Annotated in this window: 25 protein-coding genes and 2 tRNA genes; 12 read left to right on the forward strand and 15 right to left on the reverse strand. The window is 70.0% G+C overall.

Features of this window, described 5'->3' with window-relative positions; all coding sequences use genetic code 11:
• Positions 1 to 2: 2 nt before the first annotated feature.
• A complete protein-coding gene (locus HBB12_RS13810; protein WP_236992774.1) occupies positions 3 to 287 on the reverse strand; it encodes a hypothetical protein in 285 nt (94 codons plus the stop codon).
• A 144-nt stretch (positions 288 to 431) separates the two neighbouring features.
• On the opposite strand from HBB12_RS13810, the gene msrQ reads away from it, so the two are divergent.
• Positions 432 to 1,334 (forward strand): protein-methionine-sulfoxide reductase heme-binding subunit MsrQ, encoded by a 903-nt coding sequence (msrQ, locus tag HBB12_RS13815; RefSeq protein ID WP_236989871.1) that lies wholly within the window; start codon positions 432 to 434, stop codon positions 1,332 to 1,334.
• A 325-nt stretch (positions 1,335 to 1,659) separates the two neighbouring features.
• Here msrQ and HBB12_RS13820 read toward each other — a convergent pair.
• From HBB12_RS13820 to HBB12_RS13830, 3 genes are all read right to left on the reverse strand, one after another.
• A tRNA-Phe gene (locus HBB12_RS13820) sits at positions 1,660 to 1,735 on the reverse strand.
• A gap of 83 nt (positions 1,736 to 1,818) precedes the next feature.
• Positions 1,819 to 1,894: transfer RNA gene (locus HBB12_RS13825), tRNA-Phe, on the reverse strand.
• Between the two features lie 135 nt (positions 1,895 to 2,029).
• The gene (locus HBB12_RS13830) at positions 2,030 to 4,453 is read right to left on the reverse strand and encodes a type IA DNA topoisomerase (protein WP_236989872.1); all 2,424 of its coding nucleotides are present in this window, start codon (positions 4,451 to 4,453) and stop codon (positions 2,030 to 2,032) included.
• Positions 4,454 to 5,066: 613 nt separating this feature from the next.
• Between HBB12_RS13830 and HBB12_RS13835 the strand changes: the two genes are divergently transcribed.
• From HBB12_RS13835 to HBB12_RS13865, 7 genes are all read left to right on the forward strand, one after another.
• Positions 5,067 to 6,074: an ArsR/SmtB family transcription factor gene (locus HBB12_RS13835; protein ID WP_236989873.1), complete on the forward strand. Its 1,008-nt coding sequence runs from the start codon at positions 5,067 to 5,069 to the stop codon at positions 6,072 to 6,074.
• 35 nt (positions 6,075 to 6,109) lie between these two features.
• The gene (gene metF / locus HBB12_RS13840) at positions 6,110 to 7,024 is read left to right on the forward strand and encodes a methylenetetrahydrofolate reductase [NAD(P)H] (protein ID WP_236989874.1); all 915 of its coding nucleotides are present in this window, start codon (positions 6,110 to 6,112) and stop codon (positions 7,022 to 7,024) included.
• Positions 7,025 to 7,051: 27 nt separating this feature from the next.
• Positions 7,052 to 7,303 (forward strand): hypothetical protein, encoded by a 252-nt coding sequence (locus HBB12_RS13845; RefSeq protein ID WP_236989875.1) that lies wholly within the window; start codon positions 7,052 to 7,054, stop codon positions 7,301 to 7,303.
• Between the two features lie 108 nt (positions 7,304 to 7,411).
• Positions 7,412 to 11,161, forward strand: coding sequence for a methionine synthase (gene metH / locus HBB12_RS13850; RefSeq protein WP_236989876.1), 3,750 nt, complete (start codon positions 7,412 to 7,414; stop codon positions 11,159 to 11,161).
• A 107-nt stretch (positions 11,162 to 11,268) separates the two neighbouring features.
• A complete protein-coding gene (locus HBB12_RS13855; RefSeq protein WP_236989877.1) occupies positions 11,269 to 11,514 on the forward strand; it encodes an antitoxin in 246 nt (81 codons plus the stop codon).
• Positions 11,511 to 11,918 carry a type II toxin-antitoxin system VapC family toxin gene (locus HBB12_RS13860; protein ID WP_236989878.1) on the forward strand — a complete coding sequence of 136 codons (408 nt, stop codon included), beginning with the start codon at positions 11,511 to 11,513 and terminating at the stop codon, positions 11,916 to 11,918. The genes HBB12_RS13855 and HBB12_RS13860 overlap by 4 nt, the downstream gene beginning before the upstream one ends.
• 66 nt (positions 11,919 to 11,984) lie before the next feature.
• Positions 11,985 to 12,410 carry a hypothetical protein gene (locus HBB12_RS13865; RefSeq protein ID WP_236989879.1) on the forward strand — a complete coding sequence of 142 codons (426 nt, stop codon included), beginning with the start codon at positions 11,985 to 11,987 and terminating at the stop codon, positions 12,408 to 12,410.
• 4 nt (positions 12,411 to 12,414) lie between these two features.
• Here HBB12_RS13865 and HBB12_RS13870 read toward each other — a convergent pair whose 3' ends face one another.
• The gene (locus tag HBB12_RS13870; RefSeq protein WP_236989880.1) at positions 12,415 to 12,627 is read right to left on the reverse strand and encodes a hypothetical protein; all 213 of its coding nucleotides are present in this window, start codon (positions 12,625 to 12,627) and stop codon (positions 12,415 to 12,417) included.
• A 151-nt stretch (positions 12,628 to 12,778) separates the two neighbouring features.
• On the opposite strand from HBB12_RS13870, the gene HBB12_RS13875 reads away from it, so the two are divergent.
• The 3 genes from HBB12_RS13875 (at position 12,779) to HBB12_RS13885 (ending at position 15,071) form a co-directional block, all read left to right on the forward strand.
• Positions 12,779 to 13,324: a formaldehyde-activating enzyme gene (locus HBB12_RS13875; protein ID WP_236989881.1), complete on the forward strand. Its 546-nt coding sequence runs from the start codon at positions 12,779 to 12,781 to the stop codon at positions 13,322 to 13,324.
• A gap of 118 nt (positions 13,325 to 13,442) precedes the next feature.
• A complete protein-coding gene (locus tag HBB12_RS13880; RefSeq protein ID WP_236989882.1) occupies positions 13,443 to 14,348 on the forward strand; it encodes a collagen-like domain-containing protein in 906 nt (301 codons plus the stop codon).
• A gap of 387 nt (positions 14,349 to 14,735) precedes the next feature.
• Positions 14,736 to 15,071 (forward strand): hypothetical protein, encoded by a 336-nt coding sequence (locus HBB12_RS13885; RefSeq protein WP_236989883.1) that lies wholly within the window; start codon positions 14,736 to 14,738, stop codon positions 15,069 to 15,071.
• A gap of 352 nt (positions 15,072 to 15,423) precedes the next feature.
• On the opposite strand, the gene flaF is transcribed toward HBB12_RS13885, so the two are convergent.
• The gene (flaF, locus tag HBB12_RS13890) at positions 15,424 to 15,789 is read right to left on the reverse strand and encodes a flagellar biosynthesis regulator FlaF (protein ID WP_236989884.1); all 366 of its coding nucleotides are present in this window, start codon (positions 15,787 to 15,789) and stop codon (positions 15,424 to 15,426) included.
• A 165-nt stretch (positions 15,790 to 15,954) separates the two neighbouring features.
• Here flaF and HBB12_RS13895 point away from each other — a divergent pair, with 165 nt between their 5' ends.
• Positions 15,955 to 16,209, forward strand: a complete 255-nt coding sequence (locus tag HBB12_RS13895) for a hypothetical protein (protein ID WP_236989885.1) — start codon at positions 15,955 to 15,957, stop codon at positions 16,207 to 16,209.
• Positions 16,210 to 16,229: 20 nt separating this feature from the next.
• On the opposite strand, the gene HBB12_RS13900 is transcribed toward HBB12_RS13895, so the two are convergent.
• From HBB12_RS13900 to HBB12_RS13940, 9 genes are all read right to left on the reverse strand, one after another.
• Positions 16,230 to 16,373, reverse strand: coding sequence for a hypothetical protein (locus HBB12_RS13900; protein WP_236989886.1), 144 nt, complete (start codon positions 16,371 to 16,373; stop codon positions 16,230 to 16,232).
• Between the two features lie 97 nt (positions 16,374 to 16,470).
• Positions 16,471 to 16,791 carry a hypothetical protein gene (locus HBB12_RS13905; protein ID WP_236989887.1) on the reverse strand — a complete coding sequence of 107 codons (321 nt, stop codon included), beginning with the start codon at positions 16,789 to 16,791 and terminating at the stop codon, positions 16,471 to 16,473.
• A gap of 175 nt (positions 16,792 to 16,966) precedes the next feature.
• Positions 16,967 to 17,479 (reverse strand): metallophosphoesterase family protein, encoded by a 513-nt coding sequence (locus HBB12_RS13910; protein ID WP_236989888.1) that lies wholly within the window; start codon positions 17,477 to 17,479, stop codon positions 16,967 to 16,969.
• Positions 17,480 to 17,564: 85 nt separating this feature from the next.
• The gene (locus tag HBB12_RS13915) at positions 17,565 to 18,557 is read right to left on the reverse strand and encodes an energy transducer TonB family protein (RefSeq protein WP_236989889.1); all 993 of its coding nucleotides are present in this window, start codon (positions 18,555 to 18,557) and stop codon (positions 17,565 to 17,567) included.
• Positions 18,558 to 18,561: 4 nt separating this feature from the next.
• Positions 18,562 to 19,047 carry a protein TolR gene (gene tolR / locus HBB12_RS13920; protein ID WP_236989890.1) on the reverse strand — a complete coding sequence of 162 codons (486 nt, stop codon included), beginning with the start codon at positions 19,045 to 19,047 and terminating at the stop codon, positions 18,562 to 18,564.
• A gap of 65 nt (positions 19,048 to 19,112) precedes the next feature.
• Positions 19,113 to 19,796, reverse strand: coding sequence for a MotA/TolQ/ExbB proton channel family protein (locus HBB12_RS13925; RefSeq protein WP_236989891.1), 684 nt, complete (start codon positions 19,794 to 19,796; stop codon positions 19,113 to 19,115).
• 40 nt (positions 19,797 to 19,836) lie between these two features.
• Positions 19,837 to 20,382: a Tat pathway signal protein gene (locus tag HBB12_RS13930; RefSeq protein ID WP_236989892.1), complete on the reverse strand. Its 546-nt coding sequence runs from the start codon at positions 20,380 to 20,382 to the stop codon at positions 19,837 to 19,839.
• 300 nt (positions 20,383 to 20,682) lie between these two features.
• Complete coding sequence (locus tag HBB12_RS13935; protein ID WP_236989893.1) at positions 20,683 to 21,129, reverse strand: photosystem reaction center subunit H; 447 nt, start codon at positions 21,127 to 21,129, stop codon at positions 20,683 to 20,685.
• 47 nt (positions 21,130 to 21,176) lie between these two features.
• Complete coding sequence (locus HBB12_RS13940; RefSeq protein ID WP_236989894.1) at positions 21,177 to 21,581, reverse strand: response regulator; 405 nt, start codon at positions 21,579 to 21,581, stop codon at positions 21,177 to 21,179.
• Positions 21,582 to 21,710 lie beyond the last annotated feature (129 nt).

Here is a 21,710-nt window from a genome sequence, read left to right on the forward strand (position 1 = left end):
GATCACTGCATCGACTGCATCTCGCAGTTCGCGTAGGCCACGCTGCCGTCGGCAAAGGCCTTGAGCTTGCGCGCATAGGCCTCGGCGCCGGTGCGGTAGGGGCCGAGCTGCGCGTTGTAGGCCTTGATCCCGTCATTGTAGGTGTAGGCCTCCCAGCCCGGGCAGCCGCCCTTGGCATCGAGGCAGGCGGGCTTCTGCGGCAGGGCGGGCTTCACCGGCTTCTCGCTCGCCGGCGGCGGGGCCGGCGGGGTGGGGCAGGCTCCTTGCGCCGCGGGCGCCAGCAGCATCAGGAGGGCGGCGAGGGCTTTGCGCGGCACGGCTTCGTCTCCGGTGAGGGGCGGCCTCTCACGCCATCGTGTGGTCGGCGGATCGGGTCAAACCTCCGCTCGCGGCTTATCTGTGGCGCAGTCAGCCCTGCTCCCGGTTCCCGAATGCTCGCCCCACCCCGGATCGCCTTTCCTCGTCTGGCCTACCCTTGGCTCGACCGCGCCGGCCGCCTGTCGCGGTTCAAGCTCGCGGTCTTCCTCCTCGCGCTCGCGCCCGGCCTGTGGTTCACCGGGGCCTACGCCCTCGACCGCCTCGGCGCGAAGCCGCTGACCGCCTATCTCCACGCCATGGGCGACTGGTCGGTGCGGTTCCTGATCCTCTCGCTCGCGGTCACGCCGATGCGGCGCATCGCCAACGCGCCGAAGCTGATCCTGGTGCGGCGGATGCTGGGGCTCACCGCGCTCGCCTACGCGCTGGTGCACTTCACCCTCTACATCGCCGACCAGAAGTTCGACCTCGCCCGGGTGGCGAGCGAGATCGTTTTTCGCATCTACCTCACCATCGGGTTCGCCGGTCTGCTCGGCCTCGTCGTGCTCGGCGTCACCTCGACCGACGGGATGATCCGCCGCCTCGGCAAGGCCTGGCCGCGGCTGCACCGGCTGGTCTACCCGCTCACCGCCCTGGCCCTGCTGCACTTCTTCATTCAATCGAAGATCGACGTCTCGAACCCGGTCTACTGGAGCGGGCTGTTCCTGGCCCTGATGGGCTGGCGGCTGATGCACCACCTCAAGGTGCCGACCGCGCCGCTGCCGCTCTTGGGCCTCAGCGTGGCCGCCGGGCTCGCCACGGCAGGGCTGGAGGCCCTGTGGTACGCGCTCGCCACCGGCGTGCCCCCGCTCGCCGTGCTCGCTGCCAACCTCGACTTCTCCTACGACGTGCGCCCGGCCTGGTGGGTGCTCGGCACGGTGCTCCTGACCGTACCGCTCAACCTGTGGCAGGGCCGCGCGGCGTCGGGCGGGAGGGGGTCGGCGGCGAAAGGACCGGTGGCACGGGCTGCACGAGCCTGACGGTCTCGGGCTGACGATCGCACAGGGAGACCTGAAACCCTCCGTGTCATCCCGGAGCCGCGCGGCGGAACCCGGGATCCATAACCGCTGACTCTTCAGGATAGAGCCGGCCATGTTCAGCCTGTTCCCGAGCCGTCAGCGGTTATGGCTCCCGGGTTCTCGCCTCCGGCGAGCCCCGGGATGACGGGCAGGAAAGAATGACGAGCGTTCGACTTTGACAGGAGGTCGAGCCTTCCTTTGCCGAAGCGAAATACGAGAATAGCGCAGGAAAGCTCGGTCAGCTTTCTTGCCAATCTCGATCAATGGTCTGGAATGTTCAGAGAAGTGGTGCCCGGGGACGGAGTCGAACCGCCGACACTGCGATTTTCAGTCGCATGCTCTACCAACTGAGCTACCCGGGCGCACCGCCGCGCGAGGAGACGGTTCAGGCACCAGAGATCGTCCCCGTTCAGGGACGGCACCACCCTTACGAAAGATAAGGAAGTGGTGCCCGGGGACGGAGTCGAACCGCCGACACTGCGATTTTCAGTCGCATGCTCTACCAACTGAGCTACCCGGGCCCGCCGGCTGCGTGGGGCAGCGGCGTTGAGCGGCGGTATAGAGACGCTCGGATCGCCTGTCCAGCCGTCTCGTGCGGGCGCGCGGGCGATTGTTTGCCGGCAGCTACCTCTTGCCTCTGTCTGCCGGCAGCCGCCTCATGCCTCGGCGGTACGGCGACGGCGGGGCGCGCGGGCCGGGCTCGCAGGGGTGCGCGGGCGGCGGGTCTTGGTCGCGGCGGCCTTCTTCATGGCGGTCTTCTTGACCGGGGCCTCGCGGGAGGAGGGCGCGTTGGCCTCGCCGCCCGCATGAGCGTCGAGGAAGGCGCGGCAGGCGTTGAAGTCGGTCTCGATCTCGGGCGGCAGCGCCTCCAGGCGCTTCTCGCGGGCGAGCGAGGCGGCGAAGCGCAGCATCGCCGGGGTCGGTGGGCGGGTCGCGCCATCGCCCGTCGGAATGGTCCTGTCCTCCCCCAAGGCGGTCCTGGGCCCCGCATGGGTGTTGAGGAAGAGCCGGCAGGCGCCGGCCTCGCGGGTCGCCTCCGGGGGGAGGGGGATCCCCTTGCGGGCGGCGAGCGACTTGGCGAAGGACACCATCGCGGCGGTCGGCGCCCGGCCGCCGCGGGGCGGGGCCTCGCCCTCGACCGCCAGCCGCTCGGCGCCCGAGACCGCGCCGATCAACGCCTCGACCCGCTCGCGGGTGCGCTGGCGGAAGGCCTCGGCCCGCCGCACGGCTTCCGATTTCGTCGTCGCCCGACCGATCTCGGCCAGTTCCGATTCGAACACCGCCCGCCCGACCGGGTCGCCATAGGCCGGAAACACCCGGCGTACCGCGGCCACGAAGGCGAGGCCCACGTCCGTCACGGTGATCGCCGGGTCCTTGCCCTTGAGCAGCGTGACGTAGTGGCTCTTCATCAGCTTCGGCAGCACCGCGTCGCGGGTCGCGGCGGTGCCCAGCCCCTTCGGCTCGGTCGGGTTGGCGGGGTTCTCCAGCGCCCGCTTCAGGGCCGGATCCTCGATCTGGTCGATCAGGCGGCCCATCACCACCGGCAGCTCGCCCCGGGTGATGCGCCGGGGCGGCTCGGTCCGGGCGGTCTCGATCGTCGGTTCGCCGCCCGTGCCGGCCTCGCCGTCGCGGACCGGCGGCAGGCGCCCGGTGGTCGGCTCGTCGTCGGCCTTGGCCTTGCCGGGCACCACCTCGTCCTCGTCGGCCTCGGTGCCGTAGAGGGCGCGCCAGCCCGGCACCTTCACCACGCTGCCGGTGATGACGAAGCGCTTCTGTCCGAGCGGCGTCGCCACCTCGGCCGTCACCGTGGTGCGGGCGTCGATCCCGTCGGCCATGTGGGCGGCCAAAAAGTTCTTGGCGACGAGCAGCCACAGCCGCAACGCCTCGGGCGCGGCGTCGCCCGGGCCGGGCACCTTGCGCAGGGGCACGATGGCGTGGTGCTCGCCCGGGTCCTTGACGTAATGCCCCTTCGGCCCGCAGCGGATCTGCGGCGTCGCCGGGTTGTGGGCGGAGAGATCCTTGTCGGCCACCGCGATCGCCGCGAGCACCGCGGCGGCGTCCTTGGCTTGCGATTCCGGCAGGTGCACCGATTCGGTGCGGGGATAGCTGAGATAGCCCTTGTCGTAGAGCGCTTGCGCGTGGCGCGCCGTGACTTGGGGGTCCCAGCCGAAGCGCTTGGCGCAGGCGCGCGCCAGGGTGTCCTTCGAGAAGAGCTTGGGCGGCGTCCGGCGCACGTCCTTCTGCACCACCGCGAGGGGGCCGGCCCAGCCCTCGGCGGCGTCGCGGATCGTCTCCGCGTCCTCGATCGCGAAGATCTTGTCCTTCGGCGCGTGCCAGAGCGTCAGGCCGGCGCCGCTCTCCGTCGTCACCGGCAGGGCGACCTTATAGAAGTCGCGCGGCACGAAATTGCGGATGCGCTCCTCGAGATCGGCCAGGATCGCCAGCGTCGGCGTCTGCACGCCGCCGAAGCGCCAGGGCTCGCGGAAGGCCGGCGGGCGCAGGCGCAACGACACCGCCCGCGTGCCGTTGAGGCCGAGATGCCAATCCTCGTATTGCCGGCACAGGGCCTCGAGATAGGCGGCATAGTCGCGCTCGCCGGAATCGTCCTCGCGCGCCAGCAGCCCGAAGGCGCGGCGGATCGAAATCTCGTCGAGCGCCCCGAGGCGCAGGCGATCGACCCGGCCGCGCCAGCCGAGATGCTCCAAGACCTCCCAGGCGATCATCGAGCCCTCGCGCCCCGGATCGGTCGCGATGATCACCCGCTCGACCCCGGACAGCGCCTGGCGGATCGCCGCGAGCTTCGGCGCGTGCGACTGGCCCGAGCGGCCGTGACCGGGTGCGACCGGCAGCCGCTCCATGGCGATCGGCAGCGCGTCGAAGCGCCAGGGCTTCCAGTCCGGTCGGATCTCCCCGGGCTCGGCCACTTCCAGGAGGTGCCCCTCGGCCGCGACGCAGACCGTGCTGGGCGAGCGGAAGAACCGCTGCACCTGGCGCATCGCCGAGGGTTTCTCGAAGAAGAACAGGGTCTTGCCGCGAGGATTCGAACCGGAGGGTGAGCCGGGGGAGGTGGCCTGCGCCATGGCAGCGGGACGCTCCTGGGCGGGCGGAGGAGCCCGAACGAAGCGGGAACATACCGGAGGCTCCCGGGTACGGTCAACGCGGCGCATCGCGAAAAGAAAGGGCGCGGGCTTCTCCTCTTCCCGCGGGTGCAGGGCTGTCCGGGGAAAGATTGAGGCGCGAGTTTTCCCCTCTCCCCGCGGGCGGGGAGAGGCCTTCACCCCCCTCGTCGGGGGTGAAGGGAGCAGCGAACCGCAGGTTCGCCGCGAGGGTGAGGGGGTGTCTCAGGATGAGGCTCTTCCGGAACCTCCCCCTCACCCTCGCTCCGGCTTTCGCCTCCGCTCACTTCATCGACGACAAGGTCGATCAAGTCCTCTCCCCGCCCGCGGGGAGAGGGAGATTTCCCGCGCCTCCTCTTTTCCCCGGACAGCCCTGCCGTCCGCGGGGAGAGGGGAAACCCGGCGCCACACCGTTCCCCAGACGGCCCTTCCCCGAATGAGCGCCGCTCTCGGCTCCGCGTTCGCGCGATTCACCCTCACCGCCACGTTTCTGCCCGCGAAACGCCGCTTGCGCCCCGTGCATTCATCACATAAAGATATCTTTATGTTTCGCATCGGAGGCGAGGAGCCCCCAGTTATGACCGCCACCGTCCCCTTCGTCGACGCTTTGAGCGTGCTGCGGGCCGCCGCGGAGGAGACGCGCCTGCGCATCCTGGCGCTGCTCGGCGAGGGGGAGTTGTCGGTCTCCGACCTCACCGACATCCTCGGCCAGTCGCAGCCGCGGATCTCCCGCCACCTCAAGCTCCTGGTCGAGGCCGGGCTGGTGGTGCGCCACCGTGAGGGCGCCTGGGCGTTCTTCCGCCTGCGCGAGGGGATGGCTGCCTTGGTCGCCCCCCTCATCGCGGCCCTCGACACCGCGGCGCCGCCGCTCTCCGAGGACCGGGCGCGCCTCCAGGCGGTGCGGGCGCAGCGCGCGGAAGCCGCCCAGAGCTTCTTCGCGCGGCTGGCGCCGCAATGGGACCGAGTCCGCTCGCTCCACGTGCCGGAGGCCACCGTCGAGGCGGCGGTGCTCGACGCGCTGGGGAGCGGCCCGATCGGCAGCGTGGTCGATCTCGGCACCGGCACCGGGCGGATGCTCGGTCTCCTGGCGCCGCGGGCCGCCCGGGCGACGGGGTTGGATGCCAACCACACGATGCTCTCGGTCGCCCGCGCCAACCTGGAGCGCCAGGGCCTGACCCGGATCGACCTGCGCCAGGGCGACATCCACGCCCCGCCCTTCGGCCGGGCGAGCTTCGATCTCGTGTTGATCCACCAGGTGCTGCATTATCTCGACGACCCGGCGCGGGCGCTTCGCGAGGCCGCCCGCCTCGTCGCTCCGGGCGGCCGCCTCCTCGTGGTCGATTTCGCCCCCCACAGCCTGGAATTCCTGCGCGCGGACGAGGCGCATCGCCGCCTCGGCTTCGCTCCGGAGCAGGTCGCGAGCTGGCTCTCCGAGGCCGGCCTGGCCGACGTGCGGCTGCGCCACCTCGCGCCCTCCGGGGCCGCGGAGCACCAGCTGACCGTCACGCTCTGGCTCGCCCATCACCCCGAGGCCGCCGCCGATCAGCAGATCGGTGCCGGGCTGCCCGACCGCGCCGTCGCCTGATTCTCCCCTTTCTCGATCGTCCGCCGAGGCCGCCGATGTTCCCCTCCTCCTTCCGCCCCAGCCGCGACAGCCACCGCCCGATCCGGGTCTCGTTCGAGTTCTTCCCGCCGAAGACCGCCGAGATGGAAGCGACCCTGTGGTCGTCGATCGAGCGCCTGGCCCCCTTGGGCCCCAGCTTCGTCTCGGTGACCTACGGCGCCGGCGGCTCGACCCGCGAGCGCACCCACAACACCGTGGCGCGCCTGGTGCGCGAGACCGACCTGAAGCCCGCCGCCCACCTCACCTGCGTGGCCGCCACCAGGGGTGAGGTCGACGACGTGGTGCGCGCCTATCACGAGGCCGGCGTGCGCCACATCGTGGCCCTGCGCGGCGACCCGGCGGAGGGCGTCGGCACCGCCTACACGGCGCATCCGGGCGGCTACGAGCGCTCCTGCGACCTCGTCGCCGGCATCAAGCGCATCGGCGACTTCGAGGTCTCGGTCTCGGCCTATCCGGAGCGCCACCCGGAGGCCGGCTCCCTCGACCAGGATCTCGACGCGCTGAAGGCCAAGGTCGATTGCGGCGCCGACCGCGCCATCTCCCAGTTCTTCTTCGAGAACGATCTGTTCTTCCGCTACCTCGACCGGGTGCGGGCGCGCGGCATCAATATTCCGATCATCCCCGGCATCCTGCCGGTACAGAACTTCAAGCAGGCCGCCAACTTCGCCCGCCGCACCGGCGCCTCGGTGCCGGACTGGCTCGCCGCCCGCTTCGAGGGGCTGGAGGACGACGTCGCCACCCGCAAGCTGGTGGCCGCGGCGGTCGCCGCCGAGCAGGTGCTGGATCTCGTTGACCGCGGCATCACCGATTTCCATTTCTACACCATGAACCGCGCCGACCTCGTCTACGCGATCTGCCACCTCTTGGGCTTGCGCGCGGCGCCGGTGGTGGCGGAGAAGGCGGCGGCCTGATCCGTCTTCTCTCAAGGAGAGCCTTCCGTGGCTGAACCGCAGGACATGATCGTTCCGCTGCTGCGTGAGATGCGCGCAGCCTTCGAGCAGCGATTCGACCGGATCGACCGCAAGCTCGACGAACACGATGCGCGCTTCGACAAGATCGAGCGGCGGTTCGACAATCTTCGGCAAGCGGTCAACGGTGAGTCCATCCTCGGCCGCTATGCAGTTGCGGAAGTCGAGGAGCGCCTGGACGCGATCGAGCGACGCCTCGCCGAGATTGAAACCCGGCGCTGAGTCGGGAAAAATCTCGTATTGACCGACACAGACAAACCGGGTCGTACTGCGCGACCCGGCTCAATTTTGCATCTATTGTACTGCCCGACCCGCTGGAACCACACCCCGATGACCGATTTCCGCCCCGCCGACGGTGCCGACATCCTGACCGCCCTGCGCCGGCGCGCGGCGGAGAAGATCCTCGTCCTCGACGGGGCGATGGGCACGGTGATCCAGCGCCTCGGCCTGACCGAGGCCGATTTCCGCAGCGAGCGCTTTCGCGATCACGCCCATGACCAGAAGGGCAACAACGATCTCCTGATCCTCAGTCAACCGGACGCGATCCGGCAGATCCACCTCGACTATTTCCTCGCCGGCGCCGACGTCGTCGAGACCAACACCTTCTCGGGCACCACGATCGCCCAAGCCGATTACGGCATGGAATCGGTGATCCACGAGCTGAACGCGCAAGGCGCGCGGCTCGCCCGCGAGGCGGCGGTTCTCGCCGAAAAGCAGGACGGGCGCCGCCGCTTCGTCGCCGGCGCCATCGGCCCGACGAACCGCACCCTGTCGATCTCGCCGGACGTCAACAATCCGGGCTACCGCGCTGTCACCTTCGACCAGGTCCGCGAGGCCTATGCCGAGCAGGTCCGCGGCCTGATCGCCGGCGGCGCGGAACTCATCCTGATCGAGACGGTGTTCGACACGCTGAACGCCAAGGCGGCGGTGGCGGCGGCCTGGCAGGTTTTCGACGAGACCGGCACCCGCCTGCCGATCATGATCTCGGGCACCATCACCGACCTCTCGGGCCGCACCCTGTCGGGCCAGACCCCGACCGCGTTCTGGCACTCGCTGCGCCACGCCGAGCCGCTGACCTTCGGCCTCAACTGCGCGCTCGGCGCCCGCGAGATGCGCGCGCATATCGATGAATTGTCGCGCACCTGCGACACCCTGGTCTGCGCCTACCCCAATGCCGGCCTGCCGAACGAGTTCGGCCTCTACGACGAGAGCCCGGAGGCGATGGCCAGGCTCGTCGGCGAGTTCGCCGAGAGCGGCCTCGTCAACATGGTCGGCGGCTGCTGCGGCACCACGCCGGACCACATCCGCGCCATCGCCGGTGCGGTGGCCGGCAAGGCGCCGCGCCGGGCGCCGACCGTGAAGCCCTTGATGCGCCTGTCGGGCCTCGAGCCCTTCACGCTGACGCCCGAGATCCCGTTCGTGAACGTGGGCGAGCGCACCAACGTCACCGGCTCGGCGCGCTTCCGTAAGCTCGTCACCAACGGCGACTACGCCGCCGCCCTCGACGTCGCCCGCGACCAGGTCGCGGCCGGCGCCCAGATCATCGACGTCAACATGGACGAGGGCCTGCTCGACTCGCAGAAGGCGATGGTCGAGTTCCTCAACCTCGTCGCCGCCGAGCCCGACATCGCCCGCGTCCCGGTGATGATCGATTCCTCGAAGTTCTCGGTCATCGAGGCCGGCCTGAAATGCGTGCAGGGCAAGGCGATCGTGAACTCGATCTCGCTCAAGGAGGGCGAGGAGAAGTTCATCCACGAGGCCAGGATCTGCCGCTCCTACGGCGCCGCCGTGGTGGTGATGGCCTTCGACGAGGACGGGCAGGCCGATTCGCTCGAGCGCAAGGTCGCGATCTGCACCCGCGCCTACAAGGTGCTGACCGAACAGGTCGGCTTTCCCCCTGAGGACATCATCTTCGATCCCAACGTCTTCGCGGTGGCGACCGGCATCGAGGAGCATGACGGCTACGGCGTCGCCTTCATCGAGGCGGCGCGGATCATCCGCGAGACCCTGCCGCACGCCCATATCTCGGGCGGCATCTCGAACCTGTCCTTCGCCTTCCGCGGCAACGAGCCGGTGCGCGAGGCGATGCACGCGGTGTTCCTGTACCATGCGATCAAGGTCGGCATGGACATGGGCATCGTGAATGCCGGCCAGCTCGCGGTCTACGACGAGCTGCCCGCCGAACTCCGCGAGCTGTGCGAGGACGTGGTCCTCAACCGCCGCGAGGACGCCACCGAGCGCCTGCTCGACGCCGCCGCCCGCTTCAAGGAGGGGGGACAGGCGCGCGACAAGACCGCCGATCTCGCCTGGCGCGAGGCGCCGGTGGAGAAGCGCCTGGAGCACGCGCTCGTCAACGGCATCACCGAATACATCGAGGCCGATACCGAGGAGGCCCGCGCCGCAGCCGCCCGTCCGCTCCACGTCATCGAGGGCCCGCTGATGGCCGGCATGAACGTGGTCGGCGACCTGTTCGGCGCGGGAAAAATGTTCCTGCCGCAGGTGGTGAAGTCGGCCCGCGTGATGAAGCAGGCGGTGGCCTACCTGATGCCGTACATGGAGGCGGAAAAAGCCGCCAACGGGGGCGTCGGCGGGCGGCAGGCGGCCGGCAAGGTGCTGATGGCGACGGTGAAGGGCGATGTCCACGACATCGGCAAGAACATCGTCGGCGTCGTGCTCGCCTGCAACAACTACGAGATCATCGATCTCGGCGTGATGGTGCCGGCAGCCAAGATCCTGGACACCGCCCGCAAGGAGAACGTCGACATCGTCGGTCTGTCGGGCCTCATCACGCCCTCCCTCGACGAGATGGTCCACGTCGCGGCCGAGATGGAGCGCGAGGGCTTCGACGTGCCGCTGCTCATCGGCGGGGCGACGACCAGCCGGGTCCACACCGCGGTGAAGATCCACCCGGCCTATGCCAAGGGCCAGGCGGTCTACGTGACCGATGCCAGCCGCGCCGTCGGCGTGGTCTCGAACCTGCTCTCGCCCGACACCAGGGGGCAGACGATCGAGACGGTGCGCGCCGAGTACAAGCGCGTCGCCGAGGCCCATGCCCGCTCGGAGGCCGACAAGCAGCGCCTTCCCCTCACACGAGCCCGCGCCAACGCCTTCAAGCCCGACTGGTCGGCCTACACACCGGTCAAGCCGACGTTCACCGGCACGCGGGTTTTTCGCAGCTACGAGGTGGCGGAACTCGTCCCCTATATCGACTGGACGCCCTTCCTGCAGACCTACGAGTTCAAGGGCCGCTATCCGGCGATCCTCGACGACCCCGAGCAGGGGCCGGCCGCCCGCGCCCTGTTCGAGGACGCGCAAGCCATGCTGCGCCAGATCGTCGAGGAGCGCTGGTTCAACCCGAAGGCGGTGATCGGCTTCTGGCCGGCCAACGCGGTCGGCGACGACATCCGGCTGTTCACCGGCGAGAGCCGGACCGACACGCTCGCCACCTTCCACGGCCTGCGCCAGCAGCTCTCGAAGCGCGACGGGCGGCCCAATACCTGCCTGTCGGACTTCGTGGCGCCGGCCGAGAGCGGGCTGCCCGACTATGTCGGCGGCTTCGTGGTCACGGCGGGCCTGGAGGAGGTGCGGATCGCCGAGCGCTTCGAGCGCCAGAACGACGATTACAAGTCGATCCTGGTCAAGGCGCTCGCCGACCGCATCGCCGAGGCCTTCGCCGAGCGGATGCACGAGCGGGTGCGGCGGGAATTCTGGGCCTATGCGGCCGACGAGACCTATTCCCCGGCGGACCTCGTCACCGAGCCCTATGCCGGCATCCGCCCGGCCCCGGGCTACCCGGCCCAGCCCGACCACACCGAGAAGGTCACGCTGTTCGACCTGCTCCAGGCCGAGCCGCGGATCGGCGTCAAGCTCACCGAATCCTACGCGATGTGGCCGGGCTCCTCGGTCTCGGGCCTCTACCTCGCCCATCCGGACGCGCATTACTTCGGCGTCGCCAAGGTGGAGCGCGACCAGGTCGAGGATTACGCCGCCCGCAAGGGGATGGACGTTGCCGAGGTCGAGCGCTGGCTCGGCCCGGTGCTGAACTACGACACGGCGCGGTATCGCGTGGCGGCGGAGTAGGGGGCGGACTGGGGCCTACGGTGCCGCGGCGGGAACCTGCCGCTGCGGCATGCACTTGCGTCGGGACTCGTCCGGCTCCATCTTGGACATGAACCCCGGAGGCGCGCATGGGTGAGATCGCGAAGCTGTTCTGGGCCGACGGCGCACAGGCCGTGCGCCTGCCCGAGGGGTGGCGCCTCGAAGGCGAGGCGGTGCAGGTACGCCGCGAGGGCAATGCGGTGATCTTGGAGCCGATGCCGGGAAACTGGGATTGGCTGAAAGCTCTCGTTGGTCCGGTTGATAATGATTTCGAGGCGGCCGTTGCTGAGCAGCCACCGCTGCCGGACAGCGACATGTCCGATGTCTTTCCGTGATTTACCTCCTCGACTCTAATGCCGTGATCGGCCTGTTGAAGGGGCATGCTGGGCTTTGGGCCCGGGTCAATCAGCAAAAAGATACAGATATCGTTTTCTCAAGTGTCGTTGCACACGAACTCTTCTATGGAGCGTTCCGTAGCCAGCATCGAGCAGCCTCCCTCGCTCGCGTCGATGCCTTGCGGTTTCCGATCCTGCCTTTCGACGCCTCCGATGCCCGCCGGGCTGGGGAAGTGCGAGCGTCTCTGGCAGCTATCGGTACGCCGATCGGTCCCTACGACGTGCTGATCGCCGGACAGGCCAGCCAGCGAGGCTTGGTGCTGGTGACGCATAATCTGCGAGAGTTCCGCCGCGTCCCTGGTCTCGCGGTGGAGGACTGGGAAGCCGCAGACCTTGCCACATGACCCGGGCTTGACCGCCGCGCCCGCCCCGGCTCAAAGCTGGGCTTGAGGATGCGGGAAGGATCGGGGATGCGGACAGGACCAGGGAGGCTCGCCCTCGTCGCCGTGGCGGGCGCCGTCGCGGCGGCGGCCGGCTGCACCGAATTCTCCTACATCTCGAAGACCTATGTCGGCCTCCAGCCGCAGGTGGTCACGATCGGCTGCAACGACCCCTACGAGGTCTACGATCAGCGCCAGCAGCGCAAGGTCCTGATCGTCTCGAACAACCTGCGGGAGATCACCGGCTGCGGCCTGGAGGGCAAGGACCCGGCGCTCACCCGCCGGCGCCGCTTCTCGGAGGCCGCCGCGACCTATCTCAAGGAGACGGCGCGGGAGACCTGCACCATCGTCGGCGAGACGGTGTTCACCGATCTCCAGACCGAGTTCGTCTATTCCTGCGCCGAGCCGATCGAGAAGCCCGGCACCAAGGTGCCGCGCCTGCCGGGCCGGTACTGAATCCTCAATCGCCGTCGTGAATCGCCGGGTGCGGGAAGGTGCGCTCGGCCGCGTCGCCGGCCGCCGCCAGCATCGCCCGGGCGAAGCGGCGCGCCTCGGCCCGGTCGAGGGCGATCGCCGCCGTGACCGGCGCGCCGTCGAGGTCGGCGAGGTCCAGTTCGAGCCGTACGCCCGCCTCGGTCGGCGTCACCCGCAGGGTCCAGTCGCGATCGCTCATCCGTCCGCTTCAATTCGTTGTCCGGCGCCAATGCCCGTGACATCGGCCCTATAGACCAATTTCCGGAGAGGTCGATGGGTTCGCGCCGGTTGACGCTGCGACCGTCGCCGTGGTCGACCCGCGCCGGGATGTGAATCGAGAGAATCGGACCATGAGCGAGATCGTCTTCCGCACCGGCGAGGCCACCGTGCTGGCCGCCGATGGCCAGTACACCGACGCGATGCCCGAGGTGCTGATCGGCTCGGTGCGCGGACCGGTGGGGCAGGCCTTCGCCTCGATGATGGGGCAGGTCCAGGGCCATACGCGGATGTTCGTGGTGCGCGACCTCAACCAGCTCGTCCGCCCCGCCACCATGATGACCACCAAGGCGACGATCCACACCGCCGAATACGTCGAACTCCTCGGCGGCGTGGTCCAGGCCGCGACGGGGGACGCCATCGTCGATTGCATCATCGAGGGCATCCTGCCCCGCGACGGGCTCGACGAACTGTGCATGATCATCATGATCTGGCTCGACCCGCGCTGCCCCGAGGATCCGAACCTCGACCGCAAGGACCTCTACCGCACCAACTACGAGGCGACGAAGCTCGCCATCGCCCGGGCGCTCAAGGGCGAGCCGAGCGTCGACGAACTGATCGCCAACCGCCACACCGTGCGCCACTACGCCCTCGAGGGCGTGCTCGACGACGAGGCCTGACGGGTCTGTTTCGGCGGGCGGCTGCGCAGTTGACCGCAGCTTGACAGCGCCGCAAGGTGCGCCGCCCGCCACCTCGACTCCGCGCGCGGGCCGTCCATCACGCCTTGTGGGGCTCAAGATGCGTCCAATCCGCGCCGCGTTGATCCTGTCTGCGGCCCTGTCCGCCTGTGCCGTCCTATCCGGACCGGGTCTCGCGCAGCAGCCCCAGGGTGGCGCGCAGGCGCCGGCGGGCGGGCGCACCGCCACCCCGGCCTCGTCGCCGATCACGGTCTGGGATGCCCGCATCGCGGCCGGCGATCTCGTCGTCTCCGGCAGCGTCGGCAAGGCCGGCGTGGTCGTCACCCTCGATGACGACATCCCGGTCACCTCCGACAAGCGTGGGCGCTTCACCCTGAAGGTGCCCTACGTGCCGCAGAACTGCGTCGCGACGCTCAAGGCCGGCGAGGCCTCGCGCGAGATCGCGATCGCGAATTGCGGTGCCACCGGCGCCCCGGGCGCGAAGGGCGAGCCGGGCCCGACCGGGCCGCAGGGCATGGCCGGCCTCGCCGGGCCGCCGGGCCCGAAGGGCGAGGCCGGACCCAAGGGTGATGCAGGGCCCAAGGGTGACGCAGGGCCCAAGGGTGAGCCCGGCCCGAAGGGCGAGGCTGGTCCCAAGGGCGAGGCTGGTCCCAAGGGTGAGGCTGGTCCCAAGGGTGAGGCTGGTCCCAAGGGTGAACCCGGCCCGAAGGGCGAGGCAGGGCCTAAGGGTGAGCCCGGCCCGAAGGGCGAGGCGGGTCCGGCCGGGCCGGTCGGCTCGGCGGGCGCGACCGCCACGGCGAGCGGTGCGCTGCCGTTCCGGATGCTGCGCACCGACGGCTGCTCCAAGCCGCATTGCGAACTGGTCTGCGACGCGGGCGAGACCTTCGTGTCGGCCTATTGCCTGCGCGGCGGCACCGCGAACTTCACCCGCCGCGAGAGCGGCGAGGCGGTGGCGCTCTGCCCGCCCGACAGCTCGGGCATGGTCGGGTTCTGTGCCAAGCTGTGAGGCTGTATCAGGCCGCTGAAGAAGAGGCTTGTTGCTCTGCGGCCTGGCTCGGCGTCGTTTGGTCTGGCGGGGTGTGCCGATCCCCGGCGTCGCGGCGGCCGGTCGTGCCGGGCCGGCCCGCTGCGCTGGGGCAGGGCTCAGCGGCAGGCAGCAAGAGGGAGGTGCCGTCGCTTCGTCACGGGTCCGCTCACGCGGCCAGGAATTTCGACGCAGGCTCGTCGGCTGCATCGCAGTCTTCACCAAAAGGTTCCCGGCAATATTTGCTGCGGCCGCGCTTGCCCCGGCCGATGTCCATCATACTCTCAGAGAGTAGGCGGGACGAGGCGCCGCGAGCGGCCGACATCCCCTCGGGATCCTCTCCCGCGACCGCTCGATCGGAGGATGAACATGGCCAAGGCCGACAGGCACAACATGGGTCCCGGGGCGCAGGGCAAGGGCTCCGGCACCGGCGCGATGACCGAGCTGCCCGAGGGCATCCTCGAGGAGAACATGGTGCTGAGCAACCGCGACAAGGCCCAGCACGGCTCGGCGCGGGGCCTCGACGGCAAGTTCGTGCAGACCGAGCAGTACCACGACCACGCCGCCAACCGACGCAACTTCGACCAGACGCTGGGTGACCGGGCCGACCCGGGCAGCGGTGGCCAGAATACCAGCGGCCTGGAAGCCCCGATGACCACGGTGTCGGGTGACGACAGTGCGCTGGCGCGCCGGCAGCAGAAATAGGCGTAGGCGTCGCTCGGCGGGGGCATTCGACCCGTTCGGATGCGGGGTCTCATCGCTGATTATCGTCGGCGAGAGTCGTGGCTCGTACGGACCTTGTCGAAAGCTCGGTTGACTCGTTCATGCCAGTTGTCTGGCACAGGCATCGACACTTTCCATGGTCATCCCGGGGCTCGACGACGTCGAGAGCCCGGGATTCATAGCCGCCGACGTTCCAGGACCAGGCTACCGGCGTTCCGCTTCGCTCGGTATCGTCAGCGTTTATGGATCCGGGGTTCCGCTTCGCGGCCCCAGGATGACGTGGAGAGTCGGAGGTTTATCGGAAACCCGTCCTCGCCGATCGCCTGGACAGCAATCAGGGATTTCCCCGCAGGCCGTTCGCTAACTCGCGGTTGATCCGGATCAGCGCGGTCAGCTTGTCGGCGGTGGGCTCGATCATCGCGTCGAGGGTGCGGGTGAAGACGAAGGCGCCGAGGCGGGCCATCGAGGTCTTCAGCTCCTCGGGCAGCGGCGCGTCCGGCTCGGTCGCGGCGGAGGAGAGCAGCGTCCAGACCTTGCGGTTGAAGCCCAGCGCCTCGTTGAGGGTCGTCTGCTGGACGTCCCAATTGTCCTGGATCGCCTGCAGGCGGGCGGCTGCCTTGATCAGCACCGCGGCCTCGGCCTCGCGGGGGGTCAGCGCCACCTGGGCCGTTCTCGCGTAGGCGTTCGCCGCGTAGCTCATCGTCTGCCTCTCCGGCTGGCCTCTGAAGCGGCCACGGGGGCAGGTCTGCCATCGATTTGTTAAGCTAGGGTTGTGAAAGAAGACCGACGTTGCGGCAACAGGCTTGGCGACGGGCCGGTGATTCGCCCTCAAACCGCTACGATGTCGGCGCAAGGACCGGCCGCTATGCTGAATTTCCTCCTCGGCGCCGTCGCGGGCGCATTGATGGCCGCCGTTGCGACGGTCGCGGCCCTGCGCAATCCCGAAGCCCAGGTGAGGATGGGGATCGTGCAGCCCGTCCCGGCGACGATCCAGACGCGCCGCCCCGATCCGGTCTGTCCCCCGCCGCCGGTGCAGACCCATGTCCAGGCGGGAAGCCCGCAGGTCGGCCATCCGGACATGCTGTTTGCCCGGCGTCGGTTCTGGTCGGTGGCGCCGTAGGGTTCGGCGCCGCGCGAGCCTCAGACGCTGCTGAGCAGCAGCATCACCACGGTCGTCGCCGCGGTCGAGCCGAGGAAGCCGCAGAGCGCCGCGGTGAACGAATGCGCCCCGGCGGTCGGAGCGGAGAGGCGGGACTCGGAGGGGGTCTGGCTGGCGCTGGTCATGGCGGATGATCCGATCCGGCGCGCCTCAAGTCGCGGCAGCGCCCGGTGAGAGTGATGGGTTAATCGTGCGTGGAATGGTGTGCGTTACGGCACGCGCTCAATCGCAGCGGAAGAACCGCTTCTCCTGGCGCACCGAGCGGATGGCGCTCTTGAGGTCGACGGAGGCGACGCCGAGGCCGCAATCGTCGAGGCGGTCGCGGGCATCCTCGTAGCGGTCCTCCGCATCGCCGAGATTGTCGCAGACCCGGTCGCGGTCGCCGATCCGGGCATCCTGGCGCGCCTGGAACCTCAGGGCGCCGGCCTCGTCGATCTTGCGCTGGGCCGCGATGCAGGCCGGCTGGGCCAGGGCCGGGCCGGCGACGAGCAGGAGGGCGGCGGCGAGCGGCCAGCCGAGCGGGAGACGACGCGGTGTGGTCATCGCTGAACTCACGAACAGATTCGGGATTTGCAGCTGCGGCAATCGGCCCCATGAGTGAGGCGTGATGCCAAGCTTGCTTATTGTGACCGAGGAACGTCGAGGGCGCCCGCGGGGTTCCGCGCAAAACTGCTCAGATGGATGGCAGGGTGTCTGCCCGAGGTGAGCGCGGCGGGCTTCAGGTCGTCGGCCGCTTGCGCCGCGTCGTGCGGATCGTTTCCAGCGTCACCGGCCGGAAATCCCAGGCATCGACGCCGACATCGTATTGACGGGCAGCCGGCTTGAGCTTGCCGTGGGAATGCCCATGCAGGTCGAGGACGCCGCGTCCCATCCGGTTCCAGGTTCGGAAGGCGTAGTGGCACAGGACGAGGTGCTGTCCGTCGACGTCGATCTCGGCGTAATGCGCGATGCTGAGCCAGCCCCGCGCGGCGAGCGTCGCCGGCCCGTCGTTGTTGCCGACGATCAGGTGCTTCTGCCCGTTGAGCGCCGAGAGCAGGGCCTGGACCCGCTCCGGCGGCGGTCCCAACGCGAAATCGCCGAGATGCCAGACCGTGTCGTCCGGCTCCACCACGGCATTCCAGTTCTCGATCAAGGCCGCGTCGTGGGTGGCGAGATCGGGAAAAGGCCGGCGGTCGATGCGCAGCACCCGCGGGTCGCCGAAATGGGTGTCGCTGGTGAAGTAGGTGGTCATGCGGCATCCGATCGGTCGCCCGGCGTCATAAGCCGGGCTGCCGATCGGAAATCCCGCCGGCCGGCGGGGTTCCGCCGGCCTGTGCTCAGTTGAACCGCACCGGCAGGGTGAAGCTCTGCTGCGCGCCGGTGAATTCCGGCGGGGCGGGCGGTACGCTGCCCGAGGCCGCCGCCACGGCCGCGGCGTCGATGCTGCCGTTGCCGCTGCTGCCGGCGAGCGAGGCGCCGATGACCCGGCCGGACCGCGAGACGGTGAAGCGGACCGTCGCGGTGCCGCTCGCCCCGACGCTGCGGACCCGCCCCTGGATCGCCCCGCGCACCATCGCCCCCCAGGCCCGGGCCGCGTTGGCGCTGGCGGCGGCCGAGGCGCCGCCCTGATTCATCTGCGAGGCGGCGGCCGCGCTGCGGCGCAGGCGGGCGGCCTCCAGCCGGCGCTCGGCCGCCTTCTCGGCCTCGCGCCGGATCTCCGCCTCGCGCTTCACGTCGCGCACGGGCTTTTGCGGCGGCTTCTTCGCCTCGACCGGTTTCGGCTTCTCCACCGGCTTGGGCTTGGCGACCGGCTTCGGCACGGGTTTCGGAACCGGCTTCGGCGCCTCGACGGGCTTGGCCACCACTGCGGCGGGGGCCTCCGGACTGGTCGAGGTGACGACCTGCTCCTCGGGCTCCTGCACCGCCTGCACGGCCTCGGGCGGCTTCTCCATCGGCACCGCCTCGGCCGGGACCTGCTCGACCGGGGTCTCCTGCGGCGCCTCCTCCGCCTTCGTCTCGGGCGGCGGCGTCTCCATCGGCACCGTGTCGGACGGGGGCTCGGCCGTCGGCACGGTCTTCGGCTCGGTCGTGTCGGTGGGAGTCGGCGCGGTGTCGACGTCCTGCGCCTGGTTCGGCACGTCGACCGCCGCCATGTCCGGCGCGAGATCGATGGTGATCTCGTTCTCGCCGGGCGGGGCCGGGGGGCCGCGCCAGTAGGTCAGGGCGAAGAGGCCGCCCGCATGCAGGGCGAGCGCCACCAGGAAGGCGAGGCCGAGGCCCGCCCCCGGCTCGCGCGGCTCCGGCGCGTCGGTCGTCACGGTGTGGTTCATCGGTCTACTGCGGAGACGCCGGCGCGGGGGCGGCCGGAGCGGGCGTCGCCGCCCCGCCCGAAGGGGCGTTGGCGATCAGCGAGACCTTGGCGAAGCCGGCCTGGCCGACGAGGCCCATCACCTCCATGACACGCCCGTAGGGCACGTCCTTGTCGCCGCGCACCAGCACGGTCTGGCCCGGATCCTCGGCGGCGAGCGCCTTCAGGCGAGCGAGCGCGGTGTCGGCCGGAAGCGGCTCCTTGGCGAGGAAGGCCTGGCCGTCCTTGTCGATCGAGACCACCACCGGCTTCTTCGATTCGGAACTCTTGGCGGCGGCGGTCTTCGGCAGCTGCACCGGCACGCCGACGGTCATCAGCGGGGCCGCGACCATGAAGATGATCAGCAGCACCAGCATCACGTCGACCATCGGGGTGACGTTGATCTCGGACATCGGCGCGGCGTCGAAGCCATCCTCGTCGCCGGCGCCGGCCTGCACCGGTCCCATACCCATCTGGCGGGCCTCCGGCCGCCTGCCTCGATCACGGCAGGGGCTGTACGCGTTGAAGGGAAGAAGGGTTACTCGGCCGCGGCGCTGCGGGGATGGTGGCTGCGGTCGCGCGCCAGCCGGTTGCCCAGGGTGCCGATGCCGGCGACGAAGGACGCCTGGATCTTGCCGAGGTCGGTCGAGAACTTGTTGTAGGCGAGCACCGCGGGAATCGCGACGACGAGTCCGATCGCGGTGGCGAACAACGCCTCGGCGATGCCCGGCGCCACCACCGCGAGGCTGGTGTCCTGGCTCTTCGCGATCGACGAGAACGAGTTCATGATGCCCCAGACCGTGCCGAACAGGCCGATGAACGGCGCCGCCGAGCCGGCGCTGGCCAGGAACGGCAGGCCGATCTGCAGGCGCTTGATGTCGAGGGTCAGCGCCGCCCGCATCGCCCGCTCGATGCGCTCGCGCCGCTCGGCCCGGGTCTCGCTCGAATCCTGGTCGCGCCAGGCCTCCTGGGCGGCGGCTACCACCCGGGCGGAGATGCCCGAGCGCGCCTCCGGCATGCCGCCGGTGGCGACGAGGCGGTTGAAGGCCTTGGCCTGGCGACGGGCGCCGGCGAGGCGCACCACCTTCTCGAGGATGATCGTCCAGGAGACCAGCGAGGCCAGGACCAGGAGGATCATCACCCCCTTCACGATCGGGTCGGCCTGCAGGAAGAGCCCGAGGAAGGAGAAGTCGTGGCCGGCAGTCGCTGTCGTCGGATCCATCTCGGCGGTCTCCGGAAAGAATGGGATGAGGAGGGGACGGTCAGCGCACGAACGGCGCGGCACCCTTGGCGGAGGAGGGCTCGATGCGCTCCAGGCAGGAATCGCGGGTCAGGTCGTACCCCGACGCGTCCTTGCCGTCGCAGGCCGCCACGTCGTTGAGCAGCACCCGGCCGACCTGGGAGCAGGGGGTGGGGGAGATCTCGAACTGGCGCAGCGTCGTCTTGCGCGCCGGCAGGGGCCCGAGCTCGACCATACTGCGCTTCTGCACGATGCCGTCCGGGTCGAAGGCGTAGAGATCGAGGCGCAGCGACTTGATCGGGCCGCCCTTGCCGTTCTCGACCACCAGCACCGCCTTGCAGGCCTCCCCGGCGGTCTCGAGCTTGTTCAGCTCCACCCGCAGCGGCGGGGCGGCGGGCTGGCTCACGGCGGCTTGGGTGACGGTCGCGGGCGTCTCGGGCGCCGGTGCCTGGGTGCCTTGCGCCTCGACCGGTGCCGCCAGGGCGATCGCCATCGGCGACAGGGCGAGGCCGAGGGCCAAAGCGCGGCCGATGCGGGCCCGGGACCGGGGCAACCCTTGCGTGAGCACGTCGTGCGACTCCTCTGGGACGGCGAAAAGCCAACGGCCATCGGCACGCGGGCCGGCCGCCCAGGGGAGCGTCGGCGCGACGCCGTCCCGGCTCTCGCTCCTGTTCGTCGGACAAGGCCGGCATCCCCGAAAGACGATCCCGGGCCGCCGGCAGCACCGAACTAGCGAGGGGACCGGGCGGGATCAAGGCCGCCGGCGAAACTCAGAGGAATTCCAATCTGTTACACGATCCATCGCGGGAACGGCCGGGCGAGACAGGCAAGTCGTCTTGCCGGATTGTCCCGCCCGCTCGACCAAGATCTACTTCGCCTTCGTCTCCGGCATCTTCCCGGGGGACGTCTCGGGTGCCTTGGGTGTACGGGCCTTCTCGACGGCCTCGGCCTTCTCCTCGTCGGTGTCGCCGCTCTGGTCGATCGCCTTTTCGGGATTGGCCGCCAGGCCGCGCAGGACCGCCAGAACCTGGGCGCAGACCTGCGGGTGCCTGTAGGCGTCCAGCACCACGGCGGCGTCGCGCAGGGTGCGCAGGTCGCGCACGGTCTGCTCGTTGGCCGAGCGCTGCAATTCGGGCGACTTGGCGATCACGTCCTCGAGGCGCAGGCCGACGATGTCGCAGGTCGCGCTCGGGGCGGGGGGCGCCACTGGCGCCGTTTGTACGGGCGTCTGCTGTGCGTCCTTGGCTCCGGCCGTGAGGGCGTGGCCGGCGAGCACGAGGGCCAGGAGGCCGGAGAGGACGAAGGGCGGGCGCATCGGCTTACGGGGCTCCATCTGGGGCAGGGGGTTCCAGGTCCGGGATTTCAGTGTCCGAGGATACGGTTGGCGAGCGCCACGATCTGGCTCGGGCGGTAGGGCTTGGGGACGAAGACCGAGCCGGTCACCGCCTCGCCGTCGCCGAGCGTGTGGCGGCCGCCCGAGGTGTAGACCACCGGCAGGCGCGGGCAGTGGCGCCGCGCGTCCCGGGCCAGCGCCATCCCGTTGGTGTTGCGGGCCAGATCGATGTCGGTGAACAGCATGTCGACCCGCTCGGCCATCAGGATGCGGCCGGCCTCGACCGCGTCGGCGGCGGTGAGCACGCGGTAGCCCTCGTCCGCCAGGGCCTCGGCGGCGATCTCGCAGACCATCGCCTCGTCCTCGACCACCAGCACCGTCTCGCAGGGGAGGGCAGCGGGCGGCACCATCGCCGCAAAGGCAGACTGGATCATGACGCAACTGGCTCCAGGACGATGGGGGCCGCCTTTTCTGCCCTGAGGCGTTCCGGCGACGGTTCGAGGGAAGAACCACCGGAACCTGGGCAGTGTTCAGGCCCGATCCCTCGAATTGACGCGGTTTGG

The sequence above is a fragment of the Methylobacterium sp. SyP6R genome (assembly GCF_019216885.1).
In the GTDB taxonomy this organism is placed as follows: Bacteria; Pseudomonadota; Alphaproteobacteria; order Rhizobiales; family Beijerinckiaceae; genus Methylobacterium.

Excerpts from the sequence above, each read along its gene's own strand:
- HBB12_RS13810 (WP_236992774.1), bottom strand. The coding sequence starts at position 287 with ATGCTGCTGGCGCCCGCGGCGCAAGGAGCCTGCCCCACCCCGCCGGCC.
- msrQ (WP_236989871.1), top strand. The coding sequence starts at position 432 with ATGCTCGCCCCACCCCGGATCGCCTTTCCTCGTCTGGCCTACCCTTGG.
- HBB12_RS13830 (WP_236989872.1), bottom strand. The coding sequence starts at position 4,453 with ATGGCGCAGGCCACCTCCCCCGGCTCACCCTCCGGTTCGAATCCTCGC.
- HBB12_RS13835 (WP_236989873.1), top strand. The coding sequence starts at position 5,067 with ATGACCGCCACCGTCCCCTTCGTCGACGCTTTGAGCGTGCTGCGGGCC.
- metF (WP_236989874.1), top strand. The coding sequence starts at position 6,110 with ATGTTCCCCTCCTCCTTCCGCCCCAGCCGCGACAGCCACCGCCCGATC.
- metH (WP_236989876.1), top strand. The coding sequence starts at position 7,412 with ATGACCGATTTCCGCCCCGCCGACGGTGCCGACATCCTGACCGCCCTG.
- HBB12_RS13855 (WP_236989877.1), top strand. The coding sequence starts at position 11,269 with ATGGGTGAGATCGCGAAGCTGTTCTGGGCCGACGGCGCACAGGCCGTG.
- HBB12_RS13865 (WP_236989879.1), top strand. The coding sequence starts at position 11,985 with ATGCGGACAGGACCAGGGAGGCTCGCCCTCGTCGCCGTGGCGGGCGCC.
- HBB12_RS13870 (WP_236989880.1), bottom strand. The coding sequence starts at position 12,627 with ATGAGCGATCGCGACTGGACCCTGCGGGTGACGCCGACCGAGGCGGGC.
- HBB12_RS13875 (WP_236989881.1), top strand. The coding sequence starts at position 12,779 with ATGAGCGAGATCGTCTTCCGCACCGGCGAGGCCACCGTGCTGGCCGCC.
- HBB12_RS13880 (WP_236989882.1), top strand. The coding sequence starts at position 13,443 with ATGCGTCCAATCCGCGCCGCGTTGATCCTGTCTGCGGCCCTGTCCGCC.
- HBB12_RS13885 (WP_236989883.1), top strand. The coding sequence starts at position 14,736 with ATGGCCAAGGCCGACAGGCACAACATGGGTCCCGGGGCGCAGGGCAAG.
- flaF (WP_236989884.1), bottom strand. The coding sequence starts at position 15,789 with ATGAGCTACGCGGCGAACGCCTACGCGAGAACGGCCCAGGTGGCGCTG.
- HBB12_RS13895 (WP_236989885.1), top strand. The coding sequence starts at position 15,955 with ATGCTGAATTTCCTCCTCGGCGCCGTCGCGGGCGCATTGATGGCCGCC.
- HBB12_RS13900 (WP_236989886.1), bottom strand. The coding sequence starts at position 16,373 with ATGACCAGCGCCAGCCAGACCCCCTCCGAGTCCCGCCTCTCCGCTCCG.
- HBB12_RS13905 (WP_236989887.1), bottom strand. The coding sequence starts at position 16,791 with ATGACCACACCGCGTCGTCTCCCGCTCGGCTGGCCGCTCGCCGCCGCC.
- HBB12_RS13910 (WP_236989888.1), bottom strand. The coding sequence starts at position 17,479 with ATGACCACCTACTTCACCAGCGACACCCATTTCGGCGACCCGCGGGTG.
- HBB12_RS13915 (WP_236989889.1), bottom strand. The coding sequence starts at position 18,557 with ATGAACCACACCGTGACGACCGACGCGCCGGAGCCGCGCGAGCCGGGG.
- tolR (WP_236989890.1), bottom strand. The coding sequence starts at position 19,047 with ATGGGTATGGGACCGGTGCAGGCCGGCGCCGGCGACGAGGATGGCTTC.
- HBB12_RS13925 (WP_236989891.1), bottom strand. The coding sequence starts at position 19,796 with ATGGATCCGACGACAGCGACTGCCGGCCACGACTTCTCCTTCCTCGGG.
- HBB12_RS13935 (WP_236989893.1), bottom strand. The coding sequence starts at position 21,129 with ATGCGCCCGCCCTTCGTCCTCTCCGGCCTCCTGGCCCTCGTGCTCGCC.
- HBB12_RS13940 (WP_236989894.1), bottom strand. The coding sequence starts at position 21,581 with ATGATCCAGTCTGCCTTTGCGGCGATGGTGCCGCCCGCTGCCCTCCCC.